Genomic DNA, 26,100 nt, shown 5'->3' on the forward strand with positions numbered 1-26,100 from the left:
CTGTGCCGTGGTATTGGCGGACGGTCAGCCGATCGTCAAGGTCTCCAGCCGGTACTGCGCCGCGGACCAGGCCGGGCCATCGCCCTCCGGCACGATCCGGACGTCGATCGAGGACCGTCCGGCCGTGATCCGCATCGGCAGCGCGAAGGTGTCCTCAAGCCATCGATGGGTGGTGTTGTGCAACGGCTGGGTCCAGCTGCCGACCAGCTTGTCGTCGACGAAGACCGCGGCACGCTGGTAGGCCGCATTCTGGTCCCCCGCGCGCACGAGCCGAGCACCCGAATTGCGGGGATCCAGCGCCATGGTGAACCGCACCGGGCCGGTCGCGGCCGTGCTCACCTTCGTGACCGGGCCGTTGATCTTCGTACCTTCAAAGGCCGAAGTCAGCGTTTCCCGCGTCTCGCCTCCGGCGGCATAGCCGTGCGCGGCTCGGCCGGCATCGTCGCCGACGTCGAACGAATCGGCCTGACGCAGCCCCTGGCCGGGTTGCCCATACCAGTACGCGGTGGAGCTGTACACGGCAGGCGAGTCGTCGACCGGACCGTGTTCGATACCGAAGGTCAGGGCGGACGAGAACGGCACGCCGTCTCCGGCCAGCAGGCGGATCGCACCCGTGCAGTCGTATCGGCAGCCGTCCCCGGCCACCTGGTAGGCCGGGTCCCCGGCCAGCGGCATCGCGAAGATCGTGCCGTCGCGGAAGTACCAGCCGGATTCGAAGAAGTCCTCGGTGCCGGTGCCGTACCACTGCGGGCTGGCCACCCCGTCCACGTAGACGCGCTCGTCGCCTTCGAGGTGGTTCCGCTGGTTGCCGGACGAGATGAGCCCGCGCATGGTCTGGGTCTCGCCGTAGAACACCCCGCGCCCGGTCACGTCCAGGATCGGCCAGTCGGCCCCGGTCTTGGTCGATCCCGCGTGGCTGGTCGCGGTGAAGTAGCCGAGTTCGCCACCCGGCCGCAGTCCGGTGGCCGCACCGGGATCCGGCGCCGCGGTGACTTCCACTCCGGCCCCGGTGATCGGCACGCCGCTCGTGTTGACCAGCTCCACGACCGCGCTGCGGCGGTAGGGCATCGGCCACCAGGCGGTGAACGATCCGCCGTCGGTGGCGTCGATCGAGGAGAGCATCGTCCGGCTGTCGAACCGGCCGAGCCCCGAACCGAAGAACTCGCCGAGCGGGGAGTCCACTGTGGTCTTTCCGTCGAACGCGATGCGCAGCCGCGCCCCGCTGAGCACCGCCTGGGACGCCGCGAGCCGCGCCGGATCCCGCGGGTAGCGGTAGGTCCGGTCCCCCTGCCAGGTCTGCATGGTCAGCTGGTAGTCGTGCGCCTGCTCCTCGCCCGGGTGCGCCGGCCCGAGATCGAGCACGTCGGTGCGCCGCCACTGCCCGTCCACCCGGGAATGCACGTCGTAGCGGAACTCGTTGACGTCCACATCGGACGCGACGAAGGCGGTGGCGATCCGCAGCGCGGCCCGGCCCGCGGACCGGCTCGGCGGAAGTTCGAGCACCTGGTCGACCCAGCCGCCCCCGGCCACCGGCGCGCCGGTCGTCCACTGCCCGGCGGGCACACCGTCCACCGTGACGTCCGCGACCTGGTGCCCGATCGCGGGATCGACCCGCCGGGTGAGCCGGACCCCAGTGTTGCCCGGGTCGATCGCGATCCGGAACGAGCTGTGCCCGCCCGCCCCGAACGCGCGCCCGTCGTCGCGGACCCGCGGCTCGGAAAGGACCTGCGGCAGGGTGACGCGAAGCTGACTGATCGCGCCCGGCCCGGTCAACGCGGCGAACTGCCGGGTGGCGCCGTCCGGGACGTCCGCGCCGGCCGACGTCGTCTTCGCCAGGCGCGCGGCCGGTTTCGGGTCCCGGATACCGAAGCCGCGCAACCGGTCCACGACGTCGAGCGCGCGATCGTCCGGATCGAACGTTCGCACGCCCGCCGCGTCCGGGAACTCGCGGTAGGTGAGGTGGTAGAAGAGCGGGTTGTGCTGCACGGTGACCCGCATCGACCGCTGGTACGGCATCGGCACCTTGATCACCGAACCGCCCGCGGTGTCCGCACCGTTGCCGACCAGCGGCCACACGAACGGCGCACCGAGCCGTCCGTCCACAATGTCCTGGAGAGACCCGTTGAGCACGGCTTCGCCGTCCAGCTCGACCTTCAGCCGGCCGTTGCCGGTCATGGCACCCTGATCCCGGGTGAACCACATGCTCTCGATCTCGCCGGCACCGGTCTTCTCGGCGATCACGCAGCCTTCGGCGGTGACGCGCAAGCAGCTGTACGTGCCGCGGAAGCCGTCATCGTTGCCGCCGGTGCGATCGAAACTCGAGAACTGCTTCGTCTGCGCTCCCGGGCGAAGCGCCGCCAAGCCGTCGAGCGAGCGATAGACGTCCCAGCCGACCGGCCCCACTGACGCGCCCTGAGGCGGCTCAGCGGTCTGGGCCTCGGCGGGCACACCGGCGGCGAACATCACCATAAGTATCGCAATCGTTGCGAAAAGTAACGTTCTCCGGGCATGACGAAGTCTTCGGCGGTGCACGGGCAGCACTCCGATCAAGGGGGCGCGGGCATTCGGGGCGGGGCAGGTAAACGATTACCCGCGACCGTAAGGCCATTGCAGAGAGTGTGTCAATGGTCACATTGGGTGCGTTTACGCAGGTTCCGCGGATCCTCGCCCACTCGCCCACTCGTCCCGGCCAAGGCGCTCTCCGACAAGGCGTCCACAAAGGACGTCCGGGCGGGCGCACGGCGGGTCTCAGCGGGGTCTCAACGGGGCAGTTCGAGTACCTCCGCGCACTCACCCGGCCGAGCGCCGCCGGGCGGGAGCACGGCGAGCGCATCGGCGAGGGCCGCGCCACGCACCATCGCGGCACCTGCGAACGGCAACGGGACCGCGCCGTCGCACCGTCCGCGCCGTCCGCACCGAGCGTGACCGGAACCAGCCGGACGTCCCGCGGATGCCCGTCGACTGCCCCGAGCAGCGGGACCCGGCGGGGTGACGGTTCGCGATGCCCGCGCCCGCGCCAGCGGGAGGGTGATCTCCGGCAGCGGGGTGGCGAAACATCCGGCCCGGCGGGCCACCGAGAAATCCACAATCCGCAATTGTGTTCGAAAAACTGCACCCGGGTCAAGACCAAAGCGATTTTTCCCACCTCGATAGGCCTGCCCTATCGACAAACAGACCAGACCTTTTTGACGCCGGTAAACACAGGCTTTACCGTGGCGCGGACTCGAATGGAGAACGCGTGAAGGACGAACCCGGCGACGACGACCTGACCGTGACCCCGCCCAAGACCTGGGCGACCGGCCTCCCCGCGGTGCGGCACGCACTCGAGTACTCCCTGCGGGAGACCTCGCCCCGGCGGGTGCTCACCACCCTGCTGAACGTCAATCAGGGCAAGGGCATCGACTGCCCGGGCTGTGCCTGGCCGGAGGAGTCGCCGAAGAAAAGGCATATCAACGAATACTGCGAAAACGGCGCCAAGCACATCAACGACGAGGCGACCACGCGCCGGGTGGACCGGGAATTCTTTCGCCGGCATTCGGTGGCCGAGCTGAATGCCATGTCCGACTTCCTGCTCAACCAGCAGGGCAGGCTCACCGAGCCGATGGTCAAGCGGTCCGGCGCACAGTACTACGAGCCGATCGGCTGGGACGAGGCATTCGACCTGCTCGCCGGCGAGCTGCGCGCGCTGGCGAGCCCGGATGAAGCAGCGTTCTACACCTCCGGCCGAGTCGGCAACGAGGCCGCCTTCCTACTCCAGCTCTTTGCCCGGGCGTACGGCACGAACAACCTGCCCGACTGCAGCAACATGTGCCACGAGTCCAGCGGCTCCGCCCTGATGGAGACCCTCGGCGTCGGCAAGGGCAGCGTCAGCCTGGACGATCTGTACGAGGCCGACCTGATCTTCGTGGTCGGCCAGAACCCGGGCACCAACCACCCGCGGATGCTCACCGCGCTGGAGGAGAACAAACGGCGCGGCGGCCACATCATCGCGGTGAACACGCTGCCCGAAGCCGGGCTCATGCGGTTCAAGCACCCGCAGCGGCCACGCGGCATCATCGGGCGCGGCACCAAGATCGCCGACCAGTTCCTGCACATCCGCGCGGGCGGCGATCTCGCGTTGTTCCAGGCGCTCAACCGGTTGCTGCTCGAAGCCGAGGATGCGGACCCGGGCACGGTGCTCGACCGTCCCTTCATCGAGGCGCACACCTCCGGATTCGACGAATTCGCCCGCCACATCCGGAAAACCGGCTGGGACGAGGTGCTCACCGCGACCGGCCTGACCCGCGCCGAGATCGAGCAGGTGCACGAGCGGGTGCTGGCCTGCGGCAAGGTGATCATCTGCTGGGCGATGGGCGTGACCCAGCAGCGCCACGGCGTGCCGACCATCCGCGAGATGGTGAACTTCCTGCTGCTGCGCGGAAACCTGGGCAAGCCGGGGGCCGGGGTGTGCCCGGTCCGCGGGCACAGCAACGTGCAGGGCGACCGCACCATGGGCATCTGGGAACGCGTGCCGCAGCGGTTCCTCGACGCGCTCGAACGCGAGTTCGGCTTCACCCCGCCGGCCGGGCACGGTCTCGATTCGGTCGGCACGATCCGGGCCATGCGCGACGGGAAGGTGAAGTTCTTCCTTGGCGTGGCAGGCAATTTCGTGCGCGCCACGCCGGACAGCGAAGTGACCGAGCGAGCGCTGCGCAGCTGCCGGCTGACCGCGCACATCTCCACCAAGCTCAACCGTTCACACGGGGTCTGCGGCGATATCGCGCTGATCCTGCCCACGCTCGGCCGCAGCGACCGGGACGTGCAGGCAAGCGGCGAGCAGGTGGTGACCGTCGAGGATTCGATGAGCATGGTGCACGCCTCCCGCGGGAAGCTGCGGCCCGCCTCGCCGCAGCTGCTCAGCGAGGTGGCGATCCTCGCCCGGCTGGCCCGGCGCACGCTCGGCGCGTCGCCGGACATCCCGTGGGAGGAGTTCGAGGCCGACTACGCGACGATCCGGGACCGGATCTCCCGGGTGGTCCCGGGGTTCACCGACTACAACGCGCGGATCGCCGACCCCGCCGGATTCCGCCTGCGCAACCCGGTCAACGACCACGAATACCGCACCGCCACCGGCAAAGCGATGTTCACCCGCAACGCTTTCGACTTCCTCGAAGCGCCTCCGGGACACCTGGTGCTGCAATCCCTGCGCTCGCACGACCAGTGGAACACCATCCCGTACTCGGCCAACGACCGGTACCGCGGCATCCGCCACGGCCGCCACATCGTGATGGTCAACCCCGAGGACATGGCCGAACTCGGGCTCACCGAGCTGCAGCGCGTCGACCTGGTGAGCAGCTGGACCGACGGCGTCGAACGCCGGGCACGGAATTTCCGGGTCGTGCCGTACCCGACGTCGCGGGGTTCGGCCGCCGCGTACTACCCCGAAACGAACGTCCTGGTACCACTCGACAGCGTCGCAGAGAAGAGCAACTGCCCCACGTCGAAGGGAGTTGTGGTACGCCTGGAACCAGTGGCGGATCCGAGTGCTGGGAGGAGTGCGGAGCATGGGACGGACGACGGTACGGCGCCAGGTGCTGCGCCTGCGCGACCAGACGAGCACGCGCCGGCCTGACACGCTCGCCGGCGAGGAGCCGATGGAGATCCGGGTCGGCGGCAAACCCCTCACGGTGACCATGCGCACGCCCGGCGCGGATTTCGATCTGGCAGCCGGTTTCCTGGTCAGCGAAGGCGTGCTGCACGACGGAGCGCAGATCGCCGGGATCCGGTACTGCCTCGGCGCGACCGCGGACGGCAGCAACACCTACAACGTGGTCGACGTCGCGCTGGCCCCTGGCACGCCCCTGCCGGACGCTTCGCTGGAGCGCAACTTCTACACCACGTCGTCCTGCGGCCTGTGCGGCAAGGCGAGTCTGGACGCGGTCCGCACGACCACGCGGTGGAGCCTCGAAGAGGACCACACCGTGATCGATCCGGAGGTCGTGTACGCCCTGCCGGACAAGCTGCGTGCCGCGCAGCGGGTGTTCGACAGCACCGGCGGGCTGCACGCCGCGGGCCTGTTCACCGCCGACGGCGAGCTGCTGGTGCTGCGCGAGGACGTGGGCCGGCACAACGCGGTGGACAAGCTGATCGGCCACGCCCTGCGCGAGAGCTGGCTGCCGCTGCGCGGGACCGTGCTGATGGTCAGCGGGCGGGCGTCGTTCGAGCTGGTGCAGAAGGCCGCGATGGCCGGGATTCCGGTGCTGGCCGCCGTTTCCGCACCGTCGTCGCTGGCCGTCGACCTCGCCGCGGAAACCGGGCTGACGCTGATGGGCTTCCTGCGCGGCCGTTCGGTGAACGTCTACAGCCGCACGGACCGGCTCTTGGTGAGCGAACCGGTCGGCTAATGGGCCGTCGGGCCGTCAGAAGTGCTGTGAAGGGGTCCTTCACAGACTCAGAGTCCGTGAAGGGACCCTTCACAGCCTGTGGTGACCGCGGGTGCCCGAACCCGTCGCCAACGTCCGCGGACCGCCTTCCAGGTCTTGGAAATCCGTGCGGTCGGCGGCGGACAGCAGCGCGTCCACGGCCGGTGGCAGCGGATCCCGCGCGCGCACCACGAGGCCGATCTCGACCGGGGTGGACGGCGCGGTCAGCGGCACCGCGCGCACGCCCGCCGGGACGCCCAGGGCGTGCAGCCAGGCCAGCGGCACGACCCCGGCGGTGCGCCCGCTCGCGACGTGCGCGAGCACGGTGGCGAAGGAGTCCGTCTCCACCTCGGCCACCGGCGCGGTGCCCGACTCGGCGAAGCAGGCGTCCATCATCCGGCGCCCCCGCATCGTCGGGGTCAGCAAGCACAACGGCAGCGCGGCGGCTTCGGCCCAGGTCGCGGACGGGCCGAGCGAGGCGGCGCGATCGGCGCCCACGAGCAGGATGTAGCGCTCCCGGTACAGCGTGCGGACCCGGAATTCGGCCCGCATCTCCGCGTCGAGATAGGTCAGCGCGGCGTCCAGGGAGAAGTCTCGGAGCCGGTCGACAATGGTCACCGACGTGAGGTCCGAGGCGACGTCCGCGGTGAGCAGCGGATGCACCACGCCGAGGGCCTCGATCAGCCGAGGCGCGGTGACCGCGGCACTGGGCACGGTGCCGATCCGCAACCGCCCCGTCAGCCCGGTCCGCATCGCCTCGACCTCGGTCAGCAGCGCGTCCCGGTCGGCGAGGATCTGCCCGGCCCAGGCCACCACCCGGTCGCCCTCCGGGGTCAGCCCGTCGAACCGCCTGCCCCGCCGGATCAGTGGGACGGCCAGCTCGTCCTCCAGTTTGCGGATCGCCTCCGACAGCGAGGGCTGGGAGACCCCGCAGTGCTCGGCGGCCCTGGCGAAGTGCCGTTCCCGGGCCAGCGCGACCAGGTATTCCAGCTGGCGGAAGAGCACGACCGCCTCCTTTTCCCTCGGCCCCGCCGATCTTAGGCGGAGCCCGGACGCGCCGGTCATCTGATGTTCACGTTGTCGGCTTAGCCTCGCGCGCATGTTGGAGGACGTGCGCGAATACATCGACCGGCTGGAGATCGACGGCCACACCATCGGTGCCGACCACGACGACGACCCGGTGCTGCTCGACCCGGCCGGCAAGGCGGTGGACACCTGGCGGGAGAACTACCCGTACGACGAGCGGCTCGCGCGCGACGACTACGACGAGACCAAGTACCTGCTGCAGGTGGAACTGCTGAAGCTGCAGAACTGGACCGGCGAGACCGGCGGCAGGCACGTGCTGCTGTTCGAGGGCCGGGACGCGGCGGGCAAGGGCGGCACGATCAAGCGGTTCATGGAGCACTTGAACCCGCGGTACGCGCGCACGGTCGCGCTCACCAAGCCGAGCGAGCGCGAGTCGCACCAGTGGTATTTCCAGCGTTACGTCCAGCATCTGCCGACCGCGGGCGAGACGGTGCTGTTCGACCGGTCCTGGTACAACCGGGCGGGCGTGGAGCGGGTGATGGGCTTCTGCGCGCCGGACCAGTACGAGCGGTTCATGCACCAGGCGCCGCTGTTCGAGCAGATGCTGGTGGACAGCGGGATCACGGTGACCAAGTTCTGGTTCTCGGTGACCAGGGCCGAGCAGCGCACCCGCTTCATCATCCGGCAGGTCGACCCGGTGCGGCAGTGGAAACTGTCCCCGATGGACCTGCAGTCGCTGGACAAGTGGGACGACTACACCGCCGCCAAGGAGGCGATGTTCCGCCGCACCGACACCGACTGGGCACCGTGGACCACGATCAAGAGCAACGACAAGAAACGCGCCCGGATCAACGCCATGCGGTACTTCCTGTCCCGGTTCGACTACCCGGGCAAAGATCACGAGGTGGTCGGCGAACCGGATCCGCTGATCGTCAAGCGCGGTATCGACGCGGTCGGCGACTGAGCGGATCTCGGCGCGGCTCAGCCCGGCTCGTGATAGTCCCGCGGAGGCGAGCCGAGCAACCGGGTGAACCTGGTGCTGAACGCGGCCGGGCTCCCGTATCCCAGCCGTGCCGCGACGGTGGCGACCGGGTACCCCGCGGCCAGCAGCGGCAGGGCGTGCAGCACGCAGGCGCGTTCCCGCCAGCGGGCGAAGCTCAGGCCGGTCTCCGCGCGGAACAGGCGATGCAGCGTTCGTTCGCTCAAGTGCAGCTCGCGCGCCCAGCGAGAAGGCGGGTCGTGCACGTCCGGACTGTCCGAAAAGGACTTGCATAGGGCACGCAGCCGCTCATCGGAGGGCCACGGCAGTTCGAGCGGCAACGGGACACATCGGGAGATCTCGTGCAGCAGCAAGGAAATCAGCGCGGCATCCCGGCCGCGGCGCGGGTATTCCACCGGCATCCCGACGGCTTCCCGCACCAACTCCCGTAGCAGCGGGGAGACGTCCACCGCGCGGCAACGCCGGGGGAACCACGGTACGGCCGAGGGTTCCAGGTACAGGCTGCGCGTGGTCACGTTCGTCAGCACGACGCCGTGGTCGGTCTCCGGCGGGATCAGCACCGCGCGCCGGGTGGGGACGGTCCACGTGCCGTCGGCCGTTTCGACCAGCATGGAACCGGTGGCGCCGTAGAGGAACTGGGCACGGCGGTGCCGGTGCCGCGGCAGCACCTGGTTCGGCGGGTAGTCGGTGCTGATCGCCAGCACGGCGCGCGGGACGCCGTCCACGTCGCCGAGCGGAACGTTGCGCATGAACCGAGTGTCCGTTCCGCGCATGAATCTGGCAAACCTTCGAATGCACGCCGCACCTCGAACGGCCTAACGTGAGACCGGTGCCGGTTCTTGTGCTGTTCCTTTTCGGTGGCCTCAGCGGGGTGACGACGGTGCTGTTCGGGTTCGGCGGCGGGTTCGTCACCGTTCCGGTGGTCGCCGCGGTGACCCGCAGCGGCGACGCGATGCATATCGCGGTCGCCACGTCCACCGCGGTGATGGTGGTCAACTCGGCGATCGCGACTGTCGTGCAGGCCCACGCCGGACGGCTGCGGCGGGAGTACCTGTGGCCGCTGGCGGCGTTCATCGCGGTGGGCGCCGTGGCGGGTTCGGTGGCGGCCGCCGAGACCGGCGACGGGACGTTGCGCGTCCTGTTCGTCGCCTATCTCGGTGTGACCATTGTGGACAGTATGCTGCGCGGTGGTTTCCTTCGGCCCCAAGGAGATCTACGACCACTCGGCCCGCTCACGACGACGGTGGGCGGAGTGGGTATCGGCGCCGTGGCGAGCTTCCTCGGCGTCGGCGGCAGTGTGCTGACCGTACCGCTGTTACGCCGGAAGGGGCTCGCGATGGCGGAGGCCACCGCGATGGCCAACCCGCTCAGCCTGCCGGTCGCGGTGATCGGCACGGCGGTGTACGCGAGCGCGGGCAGCGGACCCGTGGGCTACCTCGATCCGCTCGCCGGAGCCGCCCTGCTCGCCGGCTCCCTGCCGACGATCGCGCTCGTCCGCCAGGTCGCGGACCGGCTGCCGGACCAGGTGCACGCGATCGCCTACGTACTACTGCTGGCGGTCGCGCTGCTCGCAGTCGCTATCGGCAGCTGAACACGAACCGCAGCGATCGCGCGGACGGATCACCCACGTGCCGCATCTCGCAACCCTCGGCCGTATCCGTCACGAACCGCGCCAGTTCAGCGCGGCAGCACCGACCGCACGGTCGTCTCGTCGCGGGCGACCACCGCGGTGCCGTCGTCCGCGGTGATGATCGGGCGCTGGATCAGTTCCGGATGCGCGACGAGCGCGGCGAGCCAGCGCGGCCGCTCATCAGGCGTGCGCGGCCAGGATTTCAGCCCGAGTTCACCGGCTGTTTTCTCGCCGGTGCGCGTGATGTCCCACGGTTCGAGGCCGAGCCGTTCGAGCACCGCGGTGAGTTCCGCCTCGGCCGGCGGATCCTCCAGGTACCGGCGCACGGTGTAGTCCGCGCCCGCCTCGCCGAGCAGGGACACGGCCGAACGGCATTTCGAGCACCGCGGGTTCACCCAGATTTCCACGGGCTCCACCCTACCCGGGTACCGCCACCGATCCGTCCACTGAGGACCGGAGCGGGCACTGCGTCCCGGATCACTGCCGAAAAGGGCGCCGACCGGCGTACCGTTTGTCCATGAGCATGCCGCTGACCACCGACCGCCTCGTGATCCGGGAGTGGTCGGAAGACGACGCCGAAGCCGCTTACCCGATCTACGGCTCGTCCGAAGTCACCCACTGGCTGACCCCGGTGATGGACCAGGTCGCCGACGTCGCCGCCATGCGCTCGGTGCTGCAGGCCTGGCAGGAAGCACAGCCGAACCTCATCCCGCCGCGCGGGCGATGGGCCGTGGAACAACGGTCCGACGGCCAGGTCGTCGGCGGGCTGGGCATCCGGCTGCTGCCGCCGTACCAGGAAGACCTGGAGCTGAGCTGGCAGCTGCACCCGGACGTCTGGGGCCACGGCTACGCCACCGAAGCCGCCGGCGCGCTGATCGCCTGGGCCTTCGACCAGGACGACACCGACGAGCTTTTCGCCGTCGCCCGCCCGGCCAACACCCGCGCGAACGCCACCGCGAAACGGCTCGGCATGCAATGGGTCGGCGAAACCACCAAGTACTACGACCTTCGCCTGCAGGTCTACCGCATCCGGCACAGCGACCTGGTCTGACGGCCCGCCCGCCCACCCGGTTCGCGGCACCCTCAGGGCTGTGAAGGGGCCCTTCACGGACTCTGAGTCCGTGAAGGGACCCTTCACAGCCTTGGCCGGGCCGGCTGGGCGAAGGGGCTTTGGGCAGGTCAGGGCGTGCTGGAGGTCGCCTAGACTGCGAGGCATGGACCCGGCGGCGGAACGGCTCGCGAAGTACCGCGCCATGCGCGACTTCACGAGGACCGACGAGCCCTCCGGCGCCGCCGTCACCGGGCCCGGCAACCGGTTCGTGGTGCAACGGCACCGTGCCCGGCGCAGGCACTACGACCTCCGTCTCGAACTCGGCGGCGTGCTGGTCAGCTGGGCCGTGCCGAAGGGGCCGACGCTCGACCCGAAGGCCCGGCGGATGGCTGTGCAGGTGGAGGACCATCCGCTCGAATACGCCGAGTTCGAAGGCGTGATCCCCCGAGGCGAGTACGGCGGCGGCGACGTGATCGTCTGGGACCACGGCACCTGGGCGGCCGTGGACACCGAGGACCCGGAACAGGCGCTGGCGGACGGAAATCTGCACTTCGACCTGTTCGGCGAGAAGCTCGCCGGCCGGTTCGTGCTGATCCACCCGAGCCGGGACGGCGACGGCAGGCAATGGTTCCTTCTGCACAAGCAGGACGAGCACGCGACAGCGGGCTGGGACGCCGAGGACCACCCGAAGTCGGTGAAAAGCGGCCTCACCAACGACGAGATCGCCGCCGCCCCGCCCGCGCTGTGGCGCAGCGACCTGCCGGCCGCCGAAGCCGAAGTGCCGCTGAAGTTCGCGCCTGCTCCCGAAGAAGAGCTGACCGCGCTGCACGAGCTGGGCACGAAGGGCAGCTGGACCGTCGCCGGGCGGACGCTGAAGCTGACCAACCTGGACAAGGTGCTGATCCCGGGCCGGGACGGCGAAAAGCCGATCACCAAACGCGATCTCATCGAGTACTACACCCGGATCGCTCCGGTCATGCTGCCCTACCTGGCCGGCCGGCCGCTGAACACGAACCGGTTTCCCAGCGGGATCGGCAAACCCGGCTTCTGGCACAAGGAGGTCCCCGGCCACGCGCCGGACTGGCTGCACCGCTGGCACCACGAAGCCGCCGAACCGGACGAGGTCCAGCAGTACCTTGTCCCCTCCGGGGTCGCGGATCTGGCCTGGCTGGCCAATTTCGGCGCGCTGGAGCTGCACGCGTGGACTTCGCGCACCGCCGATGTCGAGCGTCCGACCTGGGTCCTGTTCGACATCGACCCGGGGACCGAGACCTCCTTCGACGACGTGCTCACGCTCGCCCGCCTGCACCGCACGGCGCTGGCGCACCTCGGGCTGACCGGGTTGCCGAAGACCACCGGCCAGCGCGGCATCCAGATCTGGGTGCCGATCGAACCGCGCTACAGCTACGCCGAAACCCGCGGCTGGGCCGAGACCGTGTCGAAGGCGATCGGCCGCACCGTCCCGGATCTGGTCAGCTGGGCCTGGCACAAGGACCGCCGCGACGGCCGGGCCCGGCTCGACTACACGCAGAACGTGCGGAACAAGACCCTCGTCGCGCCCTACAGCGTCCGTCCGCGGCCGGGTGCCCCGGTGTCGGTGCCTCTGGACTGGGACGAACTCGACGATCCGGAGCTGACGCCGGACCGGTGGACGGTGCGAACCGTGCCGGAGCGGGTCACCCGCGCCGGTGATCCGTTCGCCGCGCTGCTGAACCTGGCGCAACGGCTTCCGCGGCTGTAGGAGCTGGCTGTGAAGGGGCCCTTCACAGACTCTGAGTCCGTGAAGGGCCCCTTCACAGCTTTTGCCCGGGTGGTCAGTCCCCGCCGACGTCGAGTTCTTCGATGCCGTGCTCGATCCGGGCGCGCCAGGCCCACTTCGGCTCGGTCCAGTCGGTGTCCCCGGCGGGCGGCTCGCCCAGCGGTAACGCCTGATCGGTCACGCCGTGCGTGACGCGGTAGGCCAGCGCCGAAGTCGCGGCGCGGATCCAGCGGTCCCCGGCCGTGCCGCTGGGCGGGGCGACACCGAACGCGTGCGTGAACCACACCGGCAGCAGCGCGCTCGAACCGATGGCGCTGGTGATCCGCTCGCGCAGCCGGGAATGCAGCTCCTCCCAGTCACGTTCGGACTTTTCGATCTGCGGCAGGACCCGGGTCCGGGTGACCTCGTCCGCGGACAACACCTGGTGCGCCGCTTCGGCATCCTGCACCGCGGCGGGCAGCTGCCGGTCCAGCACGGCACGCCGTCGAATGACCACTTCGGACAGTCGCTCGGCGGCTTCGGTCCGGTCGCGTTCGGTCGCCGCGACCACCCCGAGCGCCGCGATCAAAGCTTCGTCACAGCGTGCCAGCGCTTCCTGGGCCTGCGGCAGCCGTGCCAGGTCCTCCTCGTACGGCTTTCGCTGGCTCGGCGTGAGCAGTTGCGCGGTGAGTGCGTGCCGCCGCTCCGCTTCCACGGCCAGCTTTCGCAACTCCGGCCCCACGTCGTCGAGATCGACCACGGGCACCTTTTCCGACACCCGCACGGCGCGCTCCAGTACCAGCAGCCGCTGCCGGAGCCGTTCGAGCTGCCGGGAGGTGTGGTCGAGCCGCGACTCGTGCCGGGCGTGCGTATCGGAGAAGGTCTCGACGGTTTCGCGCAGCTCGGTGAGGTCGCGGGCGGTGCGGGATTCGAGATCCTCGACCGTTTCCTGCATCCCGCCCACGGTGTCGGACAGCGCGAGCAGCTCCGGGTCGTATTCGGCTTCCGGATCGCCCTCGGCCGGGTAGTAGTCCGTCTCGGGGTAGTACTCGGAATGCTTCACCGGACCTCCTGCACGAGGAACGCCGCGGTCGCCGCAGTGGCGATCGTGGCGAGGATCACCAGCACGGTTTCCGCCGCACCGTTGGGGACCAGCAGCGCGAGCGTGGTGCACACCGAGGCCGGCACGCCGAGATAAGCGGCACGGAGCCGGCGGCCGACCATCAGCGGCGTCGGCCCGACCGGGCCGAACGCGATCCGCAAACCGGCCCCGAGCAACGGCAGCGCGAGCAGCAGCCACACCGCGCTCAGCGCACCGAACAGCATCAACGCGCCACTCACCATGCCCACCGCGACCGGCACGATCGCCAGGTACAGCACCGTCCGCTGGATGCCGGTGCGCTTCGTCTCCAGCCTCGCCAGACGCACCTGTTCGGTGGCGACCTCCGCTTCCTGTTCCGTACGCAGGAGGTTCTCCGCGCGTGTAACCAGCACGTCGAGTGCTTCGGTACGTTCGGCGTCCGCGAGCGCAGGCAGCTCGGCCAGGCCCGCACGCAGCTGCCGCCGGAGTGCGGACACCCGCGCTTCGGCATGGTCGCGCTGGTCTTCTGCAGGCGTAGTCACTCGCACACTGTAGGTACGAAGCGCACCGAACCCGTGGACCGACGCGACTCCGGCTACCGCTTCTTGCGCCGCACGCGCACTGCGCGCATGTCTGTGACTGCGTAGTCCAAGTCTCGACACGGTAAGCCGTGCGCGTGCAGTGCCTCCGCAGCACGGGCCTTCGCGACCTTCTCGTCGTCGTCCGGCTGAGCAGGCACCTGACAGCGGAAGGTGAACGCGGTGACGGTGACGTCGTGCGTAAATGTGCCCGCCTCACTGAACATCAGGTCGCCGCCCTTCGCAGCCAGCGCCGCACGCCCGGCTTCATCGAGGTGGTCGAACTTGCCGCGAATGATCACGCGGAACGCGTCCATGTCAGGTTCCATTTCGTGTCGCATAGGTGAGCACTCGGACGCCGAGCAGGCCTTCCACCGCATCGAGGAGGTCTTCGGCCGCCTTCGCGATGTCGTCCGGCTGCTCGCCGGCGACCGTGCGTTTGCCGATCTCCGCGTACAGCAGGCTGTGCACCCACCCGATCTGCGCCGAAACCAGCCCCGGCACGGGATCCGCTCGATCCGCGCCGGTCTCCTCGATCAGCACCTCGGTCAGCTCGCCGGCCATCTGCTCGCCGAGGTCACGCAGCCGCGCGGCGAGCGTCGGCGCGGCCAGCATCATCGGCAGGACCCGGCCGAACCCGGGGGTGAGCCCGATCGTCCGCTCACGCCGCCGGATCTCGCCACGCAGGTGCGCCAGCACCGCCCCCGCCGCGGAGACCCCCGGCGCCCGCTCCCGCACGATCCCGGCCAGCCGCCCGGCCGAGGCCTCGTCCGGCGGCAGCACCAAGTCCTCCTTGACGCGGAAGTGGTGGTAGACGGTGTTGACCGCAACGTCCGCCGCCTCGGCCACCTCGGCGATCGTCACCGCGTCGAACCCCCGCTCGACGAACAGGGCCAGCGCGGCACCAGTGATCCGCTCGACGGTCTCCCGCTTCTTCCGTTCCCGCAGTCCCATGCGGTCGATTGAAGCACACTCTATTTTTGGAGTCGACTCCATTTATTCCGACAGATCACCGAACGTCAGCACTCGGGCACCCGGTGAGATCGGCCTCCGGTAAGGAATCCGGGAAAACCCCGACGCGGCGGAGGCGGGCGCGCGGCAGAATCGGGTGGTGCGGATCGGCTTGCTGGGACCTCTAGAGGTGCGGACCGACTCAGGCGCCGAGATGATCGTCCCGGGCGCCCGGGTGCGGACGTTGCTGAGTGCGCTCGCGCTGGAACCCGGGCGGATCGTCACGTCGGGCCGGCTCGTCGACGCGGTGTGGGGCGCACACCCGCCGGCCACCGTGAATGCCTTACACGCCCTCGTTTCCCGGCTGCGACGAGCGGGAGCGACGCTCGATTCCACGCCCGCGGGCTATCGGCTGCCCGAGGCAACCGTGGACGTGGCGCGCTTCGAGGAGCTGGTCACCATGGCCCGCGCCACCGGCGACGACCGCGTCAAGCTGCGGCTGCTGCGCGAGGCGCTCGATCTGTGGCGCGGACCGGCGCTCGGCGATGTCGCGGACGGCGAGTTCTTCCAAGCCCCGATCGCACGGCTGACCGAACTCCGGCTCACCGCGGCGGAGGAACATGCCGAAGCCGCGCTGCGTCTGGGCCTCGGGGCGAGCCTGACCACGGAGCTGTCCGGGCTGCTGGCCGAGCACCCGCTGCGGGAACGGCTGACGGCCGCTTTGATGCGCGCCCTGCAAGCGGCCGGACAGCCGGGCGAGGCGCTGCGGGTGTTCGCCCGGGCCCGGATGGCGCTGGCCGACGAGCTGGGCGTCGATCCGTCCGCCCAGCTGTCCGAGGTACACACCTCGCTGCTGCAGGAGGATCCCGCGCCCGGGCCGCGCACGAACCTGCGCGCCGGGCTGACCAGCTTCGTCGGCCGGGACGCGGACGTCGCCGAAGTCGTGAAGCTCGTCGGCGAATACCGGCTCACCACGCTCATCGGGCCGGGCGGGGCCGGAAAGACCCGGCTGTCGGTCGAGACCGGACGCCGGCTGCTCGACGAGACCAGCGGCGACGTGTGGTTCGTGGAGCTGGCTTCGGTGACCTCCGGTGCGGACATGGCGCAGGCGTTGCTCAGCGCACTCGAAACCCGCGGGCGGGTGCACGTCAGCAGACATGCCGGGGGAACGGTGCGGGAACGGGCGATCGCCGCGTTGCGCGACCGGGAAGCCGTGCTGGTGCTGGACAATTGCGAACACTTGCTCGACCCGGCCGCCGAGCTTGCCGAGCAGCTGCTCGGCGAATGTCCCCGGCTGCGGATCCTGGCCACCAGCCGCGAAGCCCTCGCGGTGACCGGCGAAGCGCTGTGGCCGGTGGAACCGCTCACGCTGCCCGGCGAGGGCGCGGGCGTGCCCGATGCGATGGCCTGCGCGTCGGTGCGGCTGTTCGCCGACCGTGCCGCCGCGGTACGGCCGGGTTTCGCCATCAACGAGTCCACTGTGGACGACGTGGTCCGGATCTGCCGGGCGCTCGACGGCATGCCACTGGCCGTGGAGCTGGCCGCGGCGCGGCTGCGTGCGCTGACCGTGGCGCAGCTCACGGCACGGCTCGACGACCGGTTCCGGCTGCTCACCGCGGGCAGCCGGACCGCGCTGGCCCGGCACCGGACGTTGCGCGCGGTCGTCGACTGGAGCTGGGATCTGCTGACGCCGGGCGAACGGCGGCTGCTGCGCCGGCTGGCCGTGTTCTCCGGCGGCGCGACCGCCGGCGCCGCCGAAGCGGTCTGCCCCGGCGGCGCCGACCTGCTCGTGTCGCTGGTCGACAAATCGCTGCTGACCTCCTCCGCCGACACCGAGCCGCGGTACCGGATGCTGGAGACGATCAAGGCTTACGGGCTGGCACGGCTGGCCGAAGCGGGCGAACTCGAGTCCGTCCGGCAGGCGCACGCGGAGTGGTTCGCGCAGCTGGCCGAGCGCGCCGACGAGCACCTGCGCCGGGCCGAGCAGCTCGACTGGCTGGCCCGGCTCAACGCCGAGCACGGCAACCTGATGGCCGCGGTCCGGGGCGCGCTGGCCGCGGGAGACGCACCGATGGCCGTCCGGCTGGTCGTCCGCTGTTCGTGGTTCTGGCTGCTGACCGGCCACAAGACCGAGGGCATGGAGCTGATCGCGGCCGCGCTGGCGGTGCCCGGCGAAGTGGATCCAGGGGAACAGGCCACCGCGTGCGCGATGTACGCCTTGCTGATGACCGCCGGGCTGGCCGACGACAGCACCGCCGTCGAATGGGTCAGCCGGGCGCTGGAGCTGGCCGGTGATCGGGCCGGGCAGCATCCGATCCTGCGGTTCATGGTCCCGTTGCACCAATTGCTGCGCAGCGGCCGGGACGGGTGTCCCCCGCAACTGTCCGTTTTGGACGATCTGATCGCCGACCCGGACCCGTGGCTGCGCGCGCACGCGCTGCTGAACCGGTCCCGGTTGCAGGTGAACGTCAATCGGGACGCGGCCGCGGCGGAGGCGGACATCCGCGAATCGGTGCGGCTGTTCCGCCGCAGTGGCGAGCGCTGGGGGACTTCGCTGGCGTTGAGCGAGTACGCCGAACTCGTCGCACGGCGCGGTGCGCTCGCGGAAGGCGCTGCGCTGTATCAGGAATCGGTCGACGCCGTACGCGAGCTGGGCGCGATGGAAGACGCCATCTGGGCGTACGGCCGAAAAGCCCAGCTGCTGATGCGCTTGGGCGACGGAGCCGGCGCCGCCGCCGCGATCGCCGCGGCCGACCGTGAATCCGCGACGGTGACCTTCCCCGACGCGTTGGCGAGCGTGGCGCACGCGAAGGGCGATCTGGCGCGCTGGCAAGGCGATCCGGCAGCCGCCCGGCTGAGTCTGAAACAGGCAGCGGCCCTGCTCGAACACACCACGATTCACCCGGTTTTCCGCGCGATGCTGGCACATTCCCACGCGTACCTGGACGCCATCGCCGGAGATCTGGCCACCGCGCGGGTCCGCCGTCGTGAGGCCCTGGAGCTGTCCGTCCAAGTGGGCGATGTGGTTTACCTGGCCCACACCGTCGTGGGAATCGCGGACCACGCGCTACGTCTCGGCCGTGTGGCCGACGCCGCCCTTCTGCTCCGCGCCGCCGAGCAGCTTCGCGGCGGCCCGGACCACGCTTCCCCCGACGTCGCCGCAGTCGCAGCAGCGATCCGGGCCGCCGGCGTGCACCCGCCCGCCGGAGACCCGGACCCGATCGCGTTGGCTCGCGACGTGCTCAGCGAATGAGGTTCCGCTCGAACAACCGGCGTGCCCACAGGTAGCCGCCCAGGCTGAGCACCGCGCACCAACCCAGCGCCAGCACCAGATTCGAGCCCACCGGAGTCCCCCGCAACAGTGCCCGCGCCGTCTCCATCACCGGGGTGAACGGCTGGTACTGGGCAAACCACCGCAGGCCCGCGGGCATCGAATCGGTCGGCACGAACCCGCTGCCGAGGAACGGCAGCAGGATCAGCGGCATCGGGAGATTGCTCGCCCCCTCGACGCTCTTGGTCACCATGCCGAGCGCCACCGTCAGCCAGGTCAGCGCAAACGCGAGCAGCAGGAGCATTCCGAGCGCGCCCAGCCATTGCAGCAGATTCGCCGACGGACGGAAGCCGATCGCGACCGCGAGCCCCAGCGTCACGCCGACGCACAGCATCGCCTGGCAGCAACTGCTCACCACATGCCCGGTGAGCACCGCCCCACGGCTGATCGCCATGGTGCGGAAGCGGGCCATGATGCCCTGGGTCATATCCATCGCCACGGACACGGCCGTCCCTTGCACCGCACCGGCGATCGCCATCAGCAGCACGCCGGGGGTCACGTAGTCGATATAGGTCGCGCGGCCGCCGGAACCGCCGCCGATGCCGGCACCGAGCGTGCCGCCGAACACGTAGACGAACAACAGCAGGAAGATCACCGGCATCGCGACCAGCATCACGGTCATCGACGGGTATCGCAGCAGGTGCTTGAGGTTGCGGCGCACCATGATCATCGAGTCACGCATCGTGGACCACGCTCCGTTCGGTCAGGGCCAGGAAGACGTCGTCGAGATCGGGCAGGTGCACGGACAGCTCGCCGACCTCGACCGACGCCGCGTCGAGGCGGTCCAGCAGCGTCCGCAGCGAATGGACCCCGCCGTCGCTCGGGATCTGCAGGGTGAGCGCGTCGTCGTCCCGGGCGGCTCCGTCGAACAGGCGGGCGCCCGCGTCCAGCAAGACGGGATCGGCGAACCGCAGCTGCACGTGCCCGCCCGGGATGAGCCGCTTCAGCTCGTCCGCGGTCCCCTCGGCGACCAGCCTGCCGTGATCGAGCACGGCGATCCGGTCGGCGAGCTGGTCGGCTTCCTCCAGGTATTGCGTGGTGAGGAAGACGGTGACGCCGCCGGCCACCAGGTCCCGGATGATCGACCACATGGTCCGCCGGCTGCGCGGGTCGAGTCCCGTGGTCGGCTCGTCGAGAAAGATGATCCGCGGCACGCCGACCAGGCTCATCGCCAGATCGAGCCGTCGCCGCATCCCACCGGAGTAGGTGCTGGCCAGCCGCCCGGCAGCGTCGGCGAGGTCGAACCGCGTAAGCAGCCCGGCGACCCGCGTACGACCCTCGGCTCGGCCGAGATGGTGCAGATCGGCCATCAGCCGCAGGTTCTCTTCGCCGGTGAGCAGATCGTCGACCGCCGAGAACTGCCCGGTGACGCCGATTGCGGCACGCACCTCATCCGGCTCCCGCCGCACGTCGTGCCCGGCCACCCGCACCTCGCCACCGTCCGGGGCGAGCAGGGTGGAGAGGATGTGGACCGTCGTGGTCTTGCCCGCGCCGTTGGGACCGAGCAACGCGAAGACGGTACCGGGCTGGACGTCCAGATCGATGCCGTCGAGCACGGTGTTGTCGCCGTAGGCCTTGCACAGCCCCGTGACGCTGATCGCCGAAGTGGTGGACATGGATCCCCCTTTCCGTTCGTGATGACGGCAGCGTGCGCGCACGGGCTGACAGGGGTGGCGTTCGCGCTGACATCGCGCTGACAGGCCGTGAAGGGACCCTTCAGGGACTCTGAGTCCAGGGTCCCGGCAAAGTTGGTCGAAGGGCCTGTGATCAGCAGAGAGTCGTGGCTGCCGCGTCATCATCGACGACACCTGCCATCTCGATCGATTTGCGCCTGGCAGCGGGCGATGCGGTTGTGCTCGAGGTGCGCGACCACCTCGTGGTGTGCGCCGGACCTGTCCCGGGTCTGTGAAGGGACCCTTCACAGACTCAGAGTCCGTGAAGGGCCCCTTCACAGGCGACAGCGCGGCTACCCCGCCGACGGCAACAGCGGCACCCGCTCGTTCTCCGGCGGCGGACCGGGCGGGGTGCCGTCGCCGAACGGACGGCCGCCCAGGTCTTCACGGCCGTGCGGGGTGAGCCAGCCGGACAGGTCCGGCCCGAGCGGCACGACCCCGCTCGGGTTCAGCTTCCGGTGCACCACGTAGTAATGCTTCTTGATCTGGCCGAAGTCGATGGTGTCGCCGAACCCCGGCGTCTGGAACAGATCGCGCGCGTACGCCCACAGCACCGGCATCTCCGTGAGCTTCTGCCGATTGCATTTGAAGTGCCCGTGATAGACCGCGTCGAACCGGACCAGCGTGGTGAACAGCCGGATGTCGGCCTCGGTGATCGTGTCGCCCACCAGATAACGCTGTCCGGCGAGCCGCTGCGACAACCAGTCCAGCCTGCCGAACACATCGCGGTACGCATGCTCGTACGCGGCCTGCGAACCGGCGAACCCGGCCCGGTAGACGCCGTTGTTCACGTCACGGAAGACCTTCTCCGCCACGTCGTCGATCTCCGCGCGCAACCGCTCCGGGTACAGCTCGGGCGCGCCGGCACGGTGGTAAGCGCGCCATTCGAGGGACAAGTCGAGGGTGATCCGCCGGAAGTCGTTGGTCACCACCTTGCCGCTGGGCACGTCCACGATCGCGGGCACGGTGACTCCGCGCGGGTAGTCCGGATCACGGGCGAAGAACGCCTGCTGCAGCCGCTCGATGCCAAGCACCGGGTCCCGCCCGCCCGGGTCCAGGTCAAAGGTCCAGCTGCGCTCGTCGTGCGTCGGACCGCACATGCCCATCGACAGCACGTCCTCCAGCCCGAGCAGCCGCCGGACGATCGCCGCGCGGTTGGCCCACGGGCAGGCGCGGGCGATCACCAGCCGGTAGCGACCCGGCTCCAGCGGCCAGCCGTCGCGGCCGTCGGCGGTGATCCGGTCGGGAAGGTAGTGCATGTCCCGGGTGAAGGTGCCCTGCTCGGTCATGTGTCCAGCTTCCGTGACGGTGGCTCCAACGCCGCGGCGAGCCGTTCCAGGATCGGACCGGCGGCACGGACCTCCTCGGGCGACAGATGGTCGAAAAGGTGCGTCCGCACCCGCTCCAAGTGCCCGGGGTAGGCGGCACGCAGCGTCGCGTGTCCCTCATCGGTCAGGGTGGCGTGCGCGGCCCGCCGGTCCTGCGGGCACTTGACCTTGCGGACCAGGCCACGGCGTTCGAGGCTCTCCACCACCCGGCTGATCCGGCTCAGCGACAGCGCGGTGGCCGAGGCCAGGTCGGTCAGCCGCAGCCGCTCCTCGGGCGATTCGGACAACGAGACCAGCACCGTGTAGTCGGTCATCGAGATGCCGTGGTCCTGGACGAACTGGTCCTCCAGCGTGCGCGGCAGCACCGTGATGATCCGGGTCAGCGGACGCCAGACGGCTTGTTCCGCGCCGGTCAGCGGGGGTCTGTTCGGCACACCGGGCAGTCTATCCGACGCTTGCTCGCGCAATCAGTTATAGTGTTGGTTGAACACTCAATCATCTCGCGACCCGGAGGACCCCAGCCATGACCACCGCCCCTGCCTACACCGACCTGACCGGCGAATACACCATCGACGGCGGGCACAGCCGGATCGGCTTCGTCGCCCGCCACGCCATGGTGACCAAGGTCCGCGGCTCGTTCAACGAGTTCGAGGGCAGCTTCGCCGTGGACGGCGCGAACCCGGCCCTCTCCAGCGCCCGGATCACCATCCAGGCGAAGAGCATCGACACCCGCAACGCGGACCGCGACGGCCACCTGCGCACCAACGACTTCCTGGCCGCGGACGAGTTCCCGACCATCACGTTCGCCTCCACCGGCGTCACGCAGACCGGTGAGAGCAGCTTCGACGTGACCGGCGACCTGACCATCAAGGGCGTCACCAAGTCGCTGACCATCCCGTTCGAGTTCGGCGGCGCGGCGAAGGACCCGTTCGGCAACGACCGCGTCGGCTTCGAAGGCGCGACCTCGATCAACCGCAGCGACTACGGCGTCACCTTCAACGCCCCGCTGGAGACCGGCGGCGTGCTGGTCTCGGACAAGATCACCCTCGAATTCGAGGTCTCCGCGATCAGGAACGCCTGACTCCGGCCACGGCTGAAGAACGCGGGTCCGCCGTCGGACCGGCTGGTCTCCCAGGGGCCGGCAAAGCTGATCGAGGCCCAGTGATCAGCAGAGAGAGAGCCGTAGCTGCCCCGTCATCACCGACGGCGCCTGCCCTCTCGATCGATTGCGCCCGGCAGCAGGCGAAGCGGCGGTGTTCGAGACGCGCGACCACCTCGCACTGTGCACCAGCCCTGTCCCGGGTCTGTGAAGGGGCCCTTCACAGACTCAGAGTCCGTGAAGGGCCCCTTCACGGACCTCCGCAGTCTGCGCAGGCCCCTCACACCGACGTTGCCGACACCCTGAACTGGTCTCCTCGGAATCGTCGTCGTCCACCGCTGCCCGGCGGGGACGGCGGCGTGCCGGCCCGGATGCCGATGCGCCGGCGGAGGTTTCCTGGGTGGCCTGCCCGCCGGCGTGCTGCTGCGCGCACGGCCCTACCCCGAAACAGCTCGAACCGGCCCTCCCGGGCCACCACAACGCGAAATCCGGCGTCGAAGCCCAGCAACCCGACAGACTTGACGGAAAATGGCCAAAAAGCCGATAATTCCCTGCTGAACGGCCATTTTCCGCCGGTACTCGACCGCCGCGATCGCCCTGTCACCAAATGCCGACTGCGACTCCAATCGGGTGTTTCGCCACCGCGCGCAGCGCCCGTTTCACCCCGCGCTGCTACTGTTTTCGGGAATCGACGCAGGGGAGGCGTTATCCGTGCAGGAAAACGTCCGGAGTCAACCGCCGACCGGACTCATTCCCGAGTTCGACCTCGCCGGCCTGAGCATTCCGGACGAAGCCACTGCTCGCCGTCAGCTGCGCGAACTCACCCGGCACAACGGCGCGACCTTGACTCCGGCGGAGACCTACCCCGCCGAGGACGCCAGCGCAGCGATCCGGCTCACCGTCGACCGCCAGGCGCATCTCACGCATGTCGAAGTGGCCCCGGACTGGGCGCACCGCATCCCGCCCGAGCGCTTCGCGGCCACGGTGTTCCGCACCTACTCGACCGCCCTGCAACGCGCAGCGCTGCTCGAAGCGCACCGTCCCCGCCCGGCCGGGCCGCCGGAACCGGCAAGAGAAAAGAGCCCGGACTGGAGTTCGCTGACACTCGAACAGGCGCTGGAAAGATCCCAGTACGAAATCGAGAAGCTCACCGACCGGATGGACGAAATCCGAAGATCGGCCGCACCGGTTCGCCCGGCCGGAGAACGCGGATTCACCAGCCCGCAAGGAAGCCTGGTCCTGCGCTCCCGGGGCGGCGTGGCGACCGCGATGACCGGGGTCCCCGAACGGATCCGGCAGCTTTCCGCCGCGCAGCTGGCCGGCGAAATCGCCGCACTGTTCGAGATGTCCGGCACGGGTTTTCTCGCCGGCGACAACGGCCCCTTCGAGGGAACACCGGAATCCGATGACGACTATTTCGCCGGCTTCCGGATCGACAGGTGATCCGAGATGGCCGGATATCGGGTGGTCACCGAGGCGCTTCGCGAGGAAGCCAAGTGGTGGAAACTCCGCGCGGATCACGTGCACGAGATCGCGAATGCCGTGCAGGGCGCGACCCTGGCCACTTCCGCGTTCTTCACCGGTGATCCGGTCGCGCTGGCCCTGTCCGCGGTGAGCGCGGCACCGGAGAGCGCCGCCTACGAGGAGTTCCGGGCCTGGGTGGAGTCGACGCTGCGGCAAGGCACCGAGCAATTCCACGAGCTGGCCACGGTGCTGGAGAAGATCGCCCGGAAATACGAAGAGGCCGAAGCGGTGGCCGAGATCGACCTCCGCAAGGCCTACGAGAAGTAGTCGAGGGGAGCCCGATCACCATGCCGGTGGACCCGGAGTACCAGGTCAAGAGGTTCGGAGCGATCTTTTCCAGCATGCACTCCGACTTCCGGGAGGTCGTGGACAAGTACACCGCCGCGATCGACCACATCAGCGACTGGGCCTTCCTGCTCAGCCCCGTCCTCCTGCTGATCAAGGAAGGGATGGACAGCATCAAGGAAGGTCTGGACAAGCTCGCCAAGCTCATCGACTACGCACTGCGGCACCAGCTTCCGGTGGTCTCGCTGATCTTCCAGGCGTTCCGCTGGGTCCACGAGGTCCAGCGCCCGCTCAACGGGGTCTATGCGCACCAGGATCCGGGTATCCCGCAGGGGCCCGCCTATCACAACGAAGAGATCGCCACCTGGGAGGGCGCCGCCAAAACCGTCTACGACGGAAAGGTCACCGCGCAGGTCAACGCGGTCGATGCGATGGCCACCAAGGCGGACGCCATCAGCCAGTGGCTCATGGAGATCGCCCACACCAACGTCGAGTACATGTCCGGGCTCGCCACCATGGTCGGTGATTTCCTGAAGGCGATCACCGAAGCCGCCATCGATGCCGCCACCGTCATCGGTATTCCGTTCTCCGTCAGCTCCCTCTCGGACGCCATCAGCGCATTGGTGTCCAACGGAATCGAGTTGCTGGTGCAGGTCGCCAATCGGTTCATGAAAACACTCGAGCGCATCCGGGACACGAACAGCTGGATGAACGACAAAGCACTACCGGCGGCCTGCTGGCCCCAAGCCGTCCACCCGGCCGGCGCATGACGGTACCCGCGAACCGCCCGCCGGCGGCCTCGCCCCGGTGGCAGACGGGCCCCAAGATCGCCCTGGGGACAGGCATTCTGGTCGCGTTCGCCGTGCTCACGCTGGCCGTGGCCTGGGCGCGGCTCGGCCTCGATGCGATCCTCCTCGACGGGGCGAGCACACTGGACAAGTACCACGAAACCGACTTCGCCACCTGCGACCAGTTCGCCCGGCGCACCTCCGCAATCCCGCCGCTATCCGCCGAACTGGCACGCAACTGGTCTCCCAAGTTCCAATCCGGCTTCCTCGTCTGCGACTTCGGCTCGAACGACCCGGCAGCACAGTACATCTCACTCGACGTCTACTGGCACGGGCCGCGCCACAGCGAAGCCGGCGCCAAACGCACAGCAGGCCTCTTCACCGGATTCTCCTTCCGCAGCAAAGACCACAGCCCCGTCGGGCTCGACTTCGCCGACCAGGCACGCTGGCTGCCAGGCAGCAACCGGGAATCCTGCGGAGTACTCTTCCTCGACCACAACGCCCTCTTCAGCATCAACTACACCCCCGCGAACCCCGACCGCAACACCACAACCTGCCGCACCCAGCTGCGCACCATCACCCGCGCACTCCACACCGCGGCCCAACCGCGCTGACG

General features: G+C 69.5%; 25 protein-coding genes. 12 read left to right on the forward strand and 13 right to left on the reverse strand.

Annotated elements, in window-relative coordinates; translation table 11 throughout:
• Positions 1–24 precede the first annotated feature (24 nt).
• Positions 25–2,463: a glycoside hydrolase family 172 protein gene (locus ATK36_RS10195; protein ID WP_245914587.1), complete on the reverse strand. Its 2,439-nt coding sequence runs from the start codon at positions 2,461–2,463 to the stop codon at positions 25–27.
• A gap of 296 nt (positions 2,464–2,759) precedes the next feature.
• Positions 2,760–3,323, reverse strand: a complete 564-nt coding sequence (locus ATK36_RS34390; protein ID WP_342752000.1) for a hypothetical protein — start codon at positions 3,321–3,323, stop codon at positions 2,760–2,762.
• Between ATK36_RS34390 and ATK36_RS10205 the strand changes: the two genes are divergently transcribed.
• Both ATK36_RS10205 and fdhD read left to right on the forward strand, forming a co-directional pair.
• Entirely contained in the window at positions 3,239–5,611 is a 2,373-nt protein-coding gene (locus tag ATK36_RS10205; protein WP_098511030.1) for an FdhF/YdeP family oxidoreductase, read from the forward strand. The two genes, ATK36_RS34390 and ATK36_RS10205, sit on opposite strands and share 85 nt — an antisense overlap.
• Positions 5,544–6,383, forward strand: a complete 840-nt coding sequence (gene fdhD / locus ATK36_RS10210) for a formate dehydrogenase accessory sulfurtransferase FdhD (protein WP_098511031.1) — start codon at positions 5,544–5,546, stop codon at positions 6,381–6,383. The genes ATK36_RS10205 and fdhD overlap by 68 nt, the downstream gene beginning before the upstream one ends.
• Before the next feature lie 69 nt (positions 6,384–6,452).
• On the opposite strand, the gene ATK36_RS10215 is transcribed toward fdhD, so the two are convergent.
• Positions 6,453–7,406: a LysR family transcriptional regulator gene (locus ATK36_RS10215; RefSeq protein WP_098511032.1), complete on the reverse strand. Its 954-nt coding sequence runs from the start codon at positions 7,404–7,406 to the stop codon at positions 6,453–6,455.
• Positions 7,407–7,500: 94 nt separating this feature from the next.
• Between ATK36_RS10215 and ppk2 the strand changes: the two genes are divergently transcribed.
• Complete coding sequence (gene ppk2, locus ATK36_RS10220; protein WP_098511033.1) at positions 7,501–8,391, forward strand: polyphosphate kinase 2; 891 nt, start codon at positions 7,501–7,503, stop codon at positions 8,389–8,391.
• 17 nt (positions 8,392–8,408) lie between these two features.
• Here ppk2 and ATK36_RS10225 read toward each other — a convergent pair whose 3' ends face one another.
• Positions 8,409–9,176, reverse strand: a complete 768-nt coding sequence (locus tag ATK36_RS10225) for an AraC family transcriptional regulator (protein WP_098514771.1) — start codon at positions 9,174–9,176, stop codon at positions 8,409–8,411.
• 80 nt (positions 9,177–9,256) lie between these two features.
• On the opposite strand from ATK36_RS10225, the gene ATK36_RS10230 reads away from it, so the two are divergent.
• Positions 9,257–10,018 (forward strand): sulfite exporter TauE/SafE family protein, encoded by a 762-nt coding sequence (locus ATK36_RS10230; protein ID WP_211291852.1) that lies wholly within the window; start codon positions 9,257–9,259, stop codon positions 10,016–10,018.
• Between the two features lie 86 nt (positions 10,019–10,104).
• Here ATK36_RS10230 and ATK36_RS10235 read toward each other — a convergent pair whose 3' ends face one another.
• Positions 10,105–10,464, reverse strand: a complete 360-nt coding sequence (locus tag ATK36_RS10235; protein WP_098514772.1) for an ArsC/Spx/MgsR family protein — start codon at positions 10,462–10,464, stop codon at positions 10,105–10,107.
• Positions 10,465–10,574: 110 nt separating this feature from the next.
• Here ATK36_RS10235 and ATK36_RS10240 point away from each other — a divergent pair, with 110 nt between their 5' ends.
• Positions 10,575–11,108, forward strand: a complete 534-nt coding sequence (locus ATK36_RS10240) for a GNAT family N-acetyltransferase (RefSeq protein WP_098511035.1) — start codon at positions 10,575–10,577, stop codon at positions 11,106–11,108.
• Positions 11,109–11,271: 163 nt separating this feature from the next.
• On the forward strand, positions 11,272–12,849 hold the full coding sequence (gene ligD, locus ATK36_RS10245) for a non-homologous end-joining DNA ligase (RefSeq protein ID WP_098511036.1): 1,578 nt from the start codon (positions 11,272–11,274) through the stop codon (positions 12,847–12,849).
• A 73-nt stretch (positions 12,850–12,922) separates the two neighbouring features.
• Here ligD and ATK36_RS10250 read toward each other — a convergent pair whose 3' ends face one another.
• Genes ATK36_RS10250 through ATK36_RS34200 form a run of 4 tightly spaced genes read right to left on the reverse strand, consistent with a single transcriptional unit; the run spans position 12,923 to position 15,459 of the window.
• Positions 12,923–13,909 (reverse strand): hypothetical protein, encoded by a 987-nt coding sequence (locus ATK36_RS10250; protein WP_098511037.1) that lies wholly within the window; start codon positions 13,907–13,909, stop codon positions 12,923–12,925.
• Positions 13,906–14,469: a hypothetical protein gene (locus tag ATK36_RS10255; RefSeq protein WP_141544413.1), complete on the reverse strand. Its 564-nt coding sequence runs from the start codon at positions 14,467–14,469 to the stop codon at positions 13,906–13,908. Before ATK36_RS10255 ends, ATK36_RS10250 begins: the two co-directional genes overlap by 4 nt.
• A 53-nt stretch (positions 14,470–14,522) precedes the next feature.
• A complete protein-coding gene (locus ATK36_RS10260) occupies positions 14,523–14,822 on the reverse strand; it encodes a DUF6204 family protein (RefSeq protein WP_211291853.1) in 300 nt (99 codons plus the stop codon).
• A 1-nt stretch (position 14,823) separates the two neighbouring features.
• On the reverse strand, positions 14,824–15,459 hold the full coding sequence (locus tag ATK36_RS34200) for a TetR/AcrR family transcriptional regulator (RefSeq protein ID WP_098511040.1): 636 nt from the start codon (positions 15,457–15,459) through the stop codon (positions 14,824–14,826).
• A 187-nt stretch (positions 15,460–15,646) separates the two neighbouring features.
• Between ATK36_RS34200 and ATK36_RS10270 the strand changes: the two genes are divergently transcribed.
• Entirely contained in the window at positions 15,647–18,709 is a 3,063-nt protein-coding gene (locus tag ATK36_RS10270; protein ID WP_098511041.1) for an AfsR/SARP family transcriptional regulator, read from the forward strand.
• Here the strand turns inward: ATK36_RS10270 and ATK36_RS10275 are convergent.
• From ATK36_RS10275 to ATK36_RS10290, 4 genes are all read right to left on the reverse strand, one after another.
• Positions 18,699–19,469 carry an ABC transporter permease gene (locus ATK36_RS10275; RefSeq protein ID WP_098511042.1) on the reverse strand — a complete coding sequence of 257 codons (771 nt, stop codon included), beginning with the start codon at positions 19,467–19,469 and terminating at the stop codon, positions 18,699–18,701. The genes ATK36_RS10270 and ATK36_RS10275 overlap by 11 nt on opposite strands.
• Complete coding sequence (locus tag ATK36_RS10280) at positions 19,462–20,403, reverse strand: ATP-binding cassette domain-containing protein (RefSeq protein WP_098511043.1); 942 nt, start codon at positions 20,401–20,403, stop codon at positions 19,462–19,464. The genes ATK36_RS10275 and ATK36_RS10280 overlap by 8 nt, the downstream gene beginning before the upstream one ends.
• Before the next feature lie 350 nt (positions 20,404–20,753).
• Positions 20,754–21,749: a glutathione S-transferase family protein gene (locus ATK36_RS10285; protein ID WP_098511044.1), complete on the reverse strand. Its 996-nt coding sequence runs from the start codon at positions 21,747–21,749 to the stop codon at positions 20,754–20,756.
• On the reverse strand, positions 21,746–22,222 hold the full coding sequence (locus ATK36_RS10290) for a MarR family winged helix-turn-helix transcriptional regulator (protein WP_098511045.1): 477 nt from the start codon (positions 22,220–22,222) through the stop codon (positions 21,746–21,748). Before ATK36_RS10290 ends, ATK36_RS10285 begins: the two co-directional genes overlap by 4 nt.
• A gap of 89 nt (positions 22,223–22,311) precedes the next feature.
• Between ATK36_RS10290 and ATK36_RS10295 the strand changes: the two genes are divergently transcribed.
• The 5 genes from ATK36_RS10295 (at position 22,312) to ATK36_RS10315 (ending at position 26,098) form a co-directional block, all read left to right on the forward strand.
• Positions 22,312–22,869: a YceI family protein gene (locus ATK36_RS10295; RefSeq protein ID WP_098511046.1), complete on the forward strand. Its 558-nt coding sequence runs from the start codon at positions 22,312–22,314 to the stop codon at positions 22,867–22,869.
• A gap of 729 nt (positions 22,870–23,598) precedes the next feature.
• Positions 23,599–24,330, forward strand: coding sequence for a hypothetical protein (locus ATK36_RS10300; RefSeq protein WP_098511047.1), 732 nt, complete (start codon positions 23,599–23,601; stop codon positions 24,328–24,330).
• Between the two features lie 6 nt (positions 24,331–24,336).
• Complete coding sequence (locus ATK36_RS10305; RefSeq protein ID WP_098511048.1) at positions 24,337–24,678, forward strand: hypothetical protein; 342 nt, start codon at positions 24,337–24,339, stop codon at positions 24,676–24,678.
• A gap of 98 nt (positions 24,679–24,776) precedes the next feature.
• The gene (locus ATK36_RS10310; protein ID WP_141544414.1) at positions 24,777–25,466 is read left to right on the forward strand and encodes a hypothetical protein; all 690 of its coding nucleotides are present in this window, start codon (positions 24,777–24,779) and stop codon (positions 25,464–25,466) included.
• Complete coding sequence (locus tag ATK36_RS10315; protein ID WP_098511050.1) at positions 25,463–26,098, forward strand: hypothetical protein; 636 nt, start codon at positions 25,463–25,465, stop codon at positions 26,096–26,098. The genes ATK36_RS10310 and ATK36_RS10315 overlap by 4 nt, the downstream gene beginning before the upstream one ends.
• The last annotated feature ends 2 nt before the right edge of the window (positions 26,099–26,100 follow it).

The organism is Amycolatopsis sulphurea (assembly GCF_002564045.1).
Lineage (GTDB): Bacteria > Actinomycetota > Actinomycetes > Mycobacteriales > Pseudonocardiaceae > Amycolatopsis > Amycolatopsis sulphurea.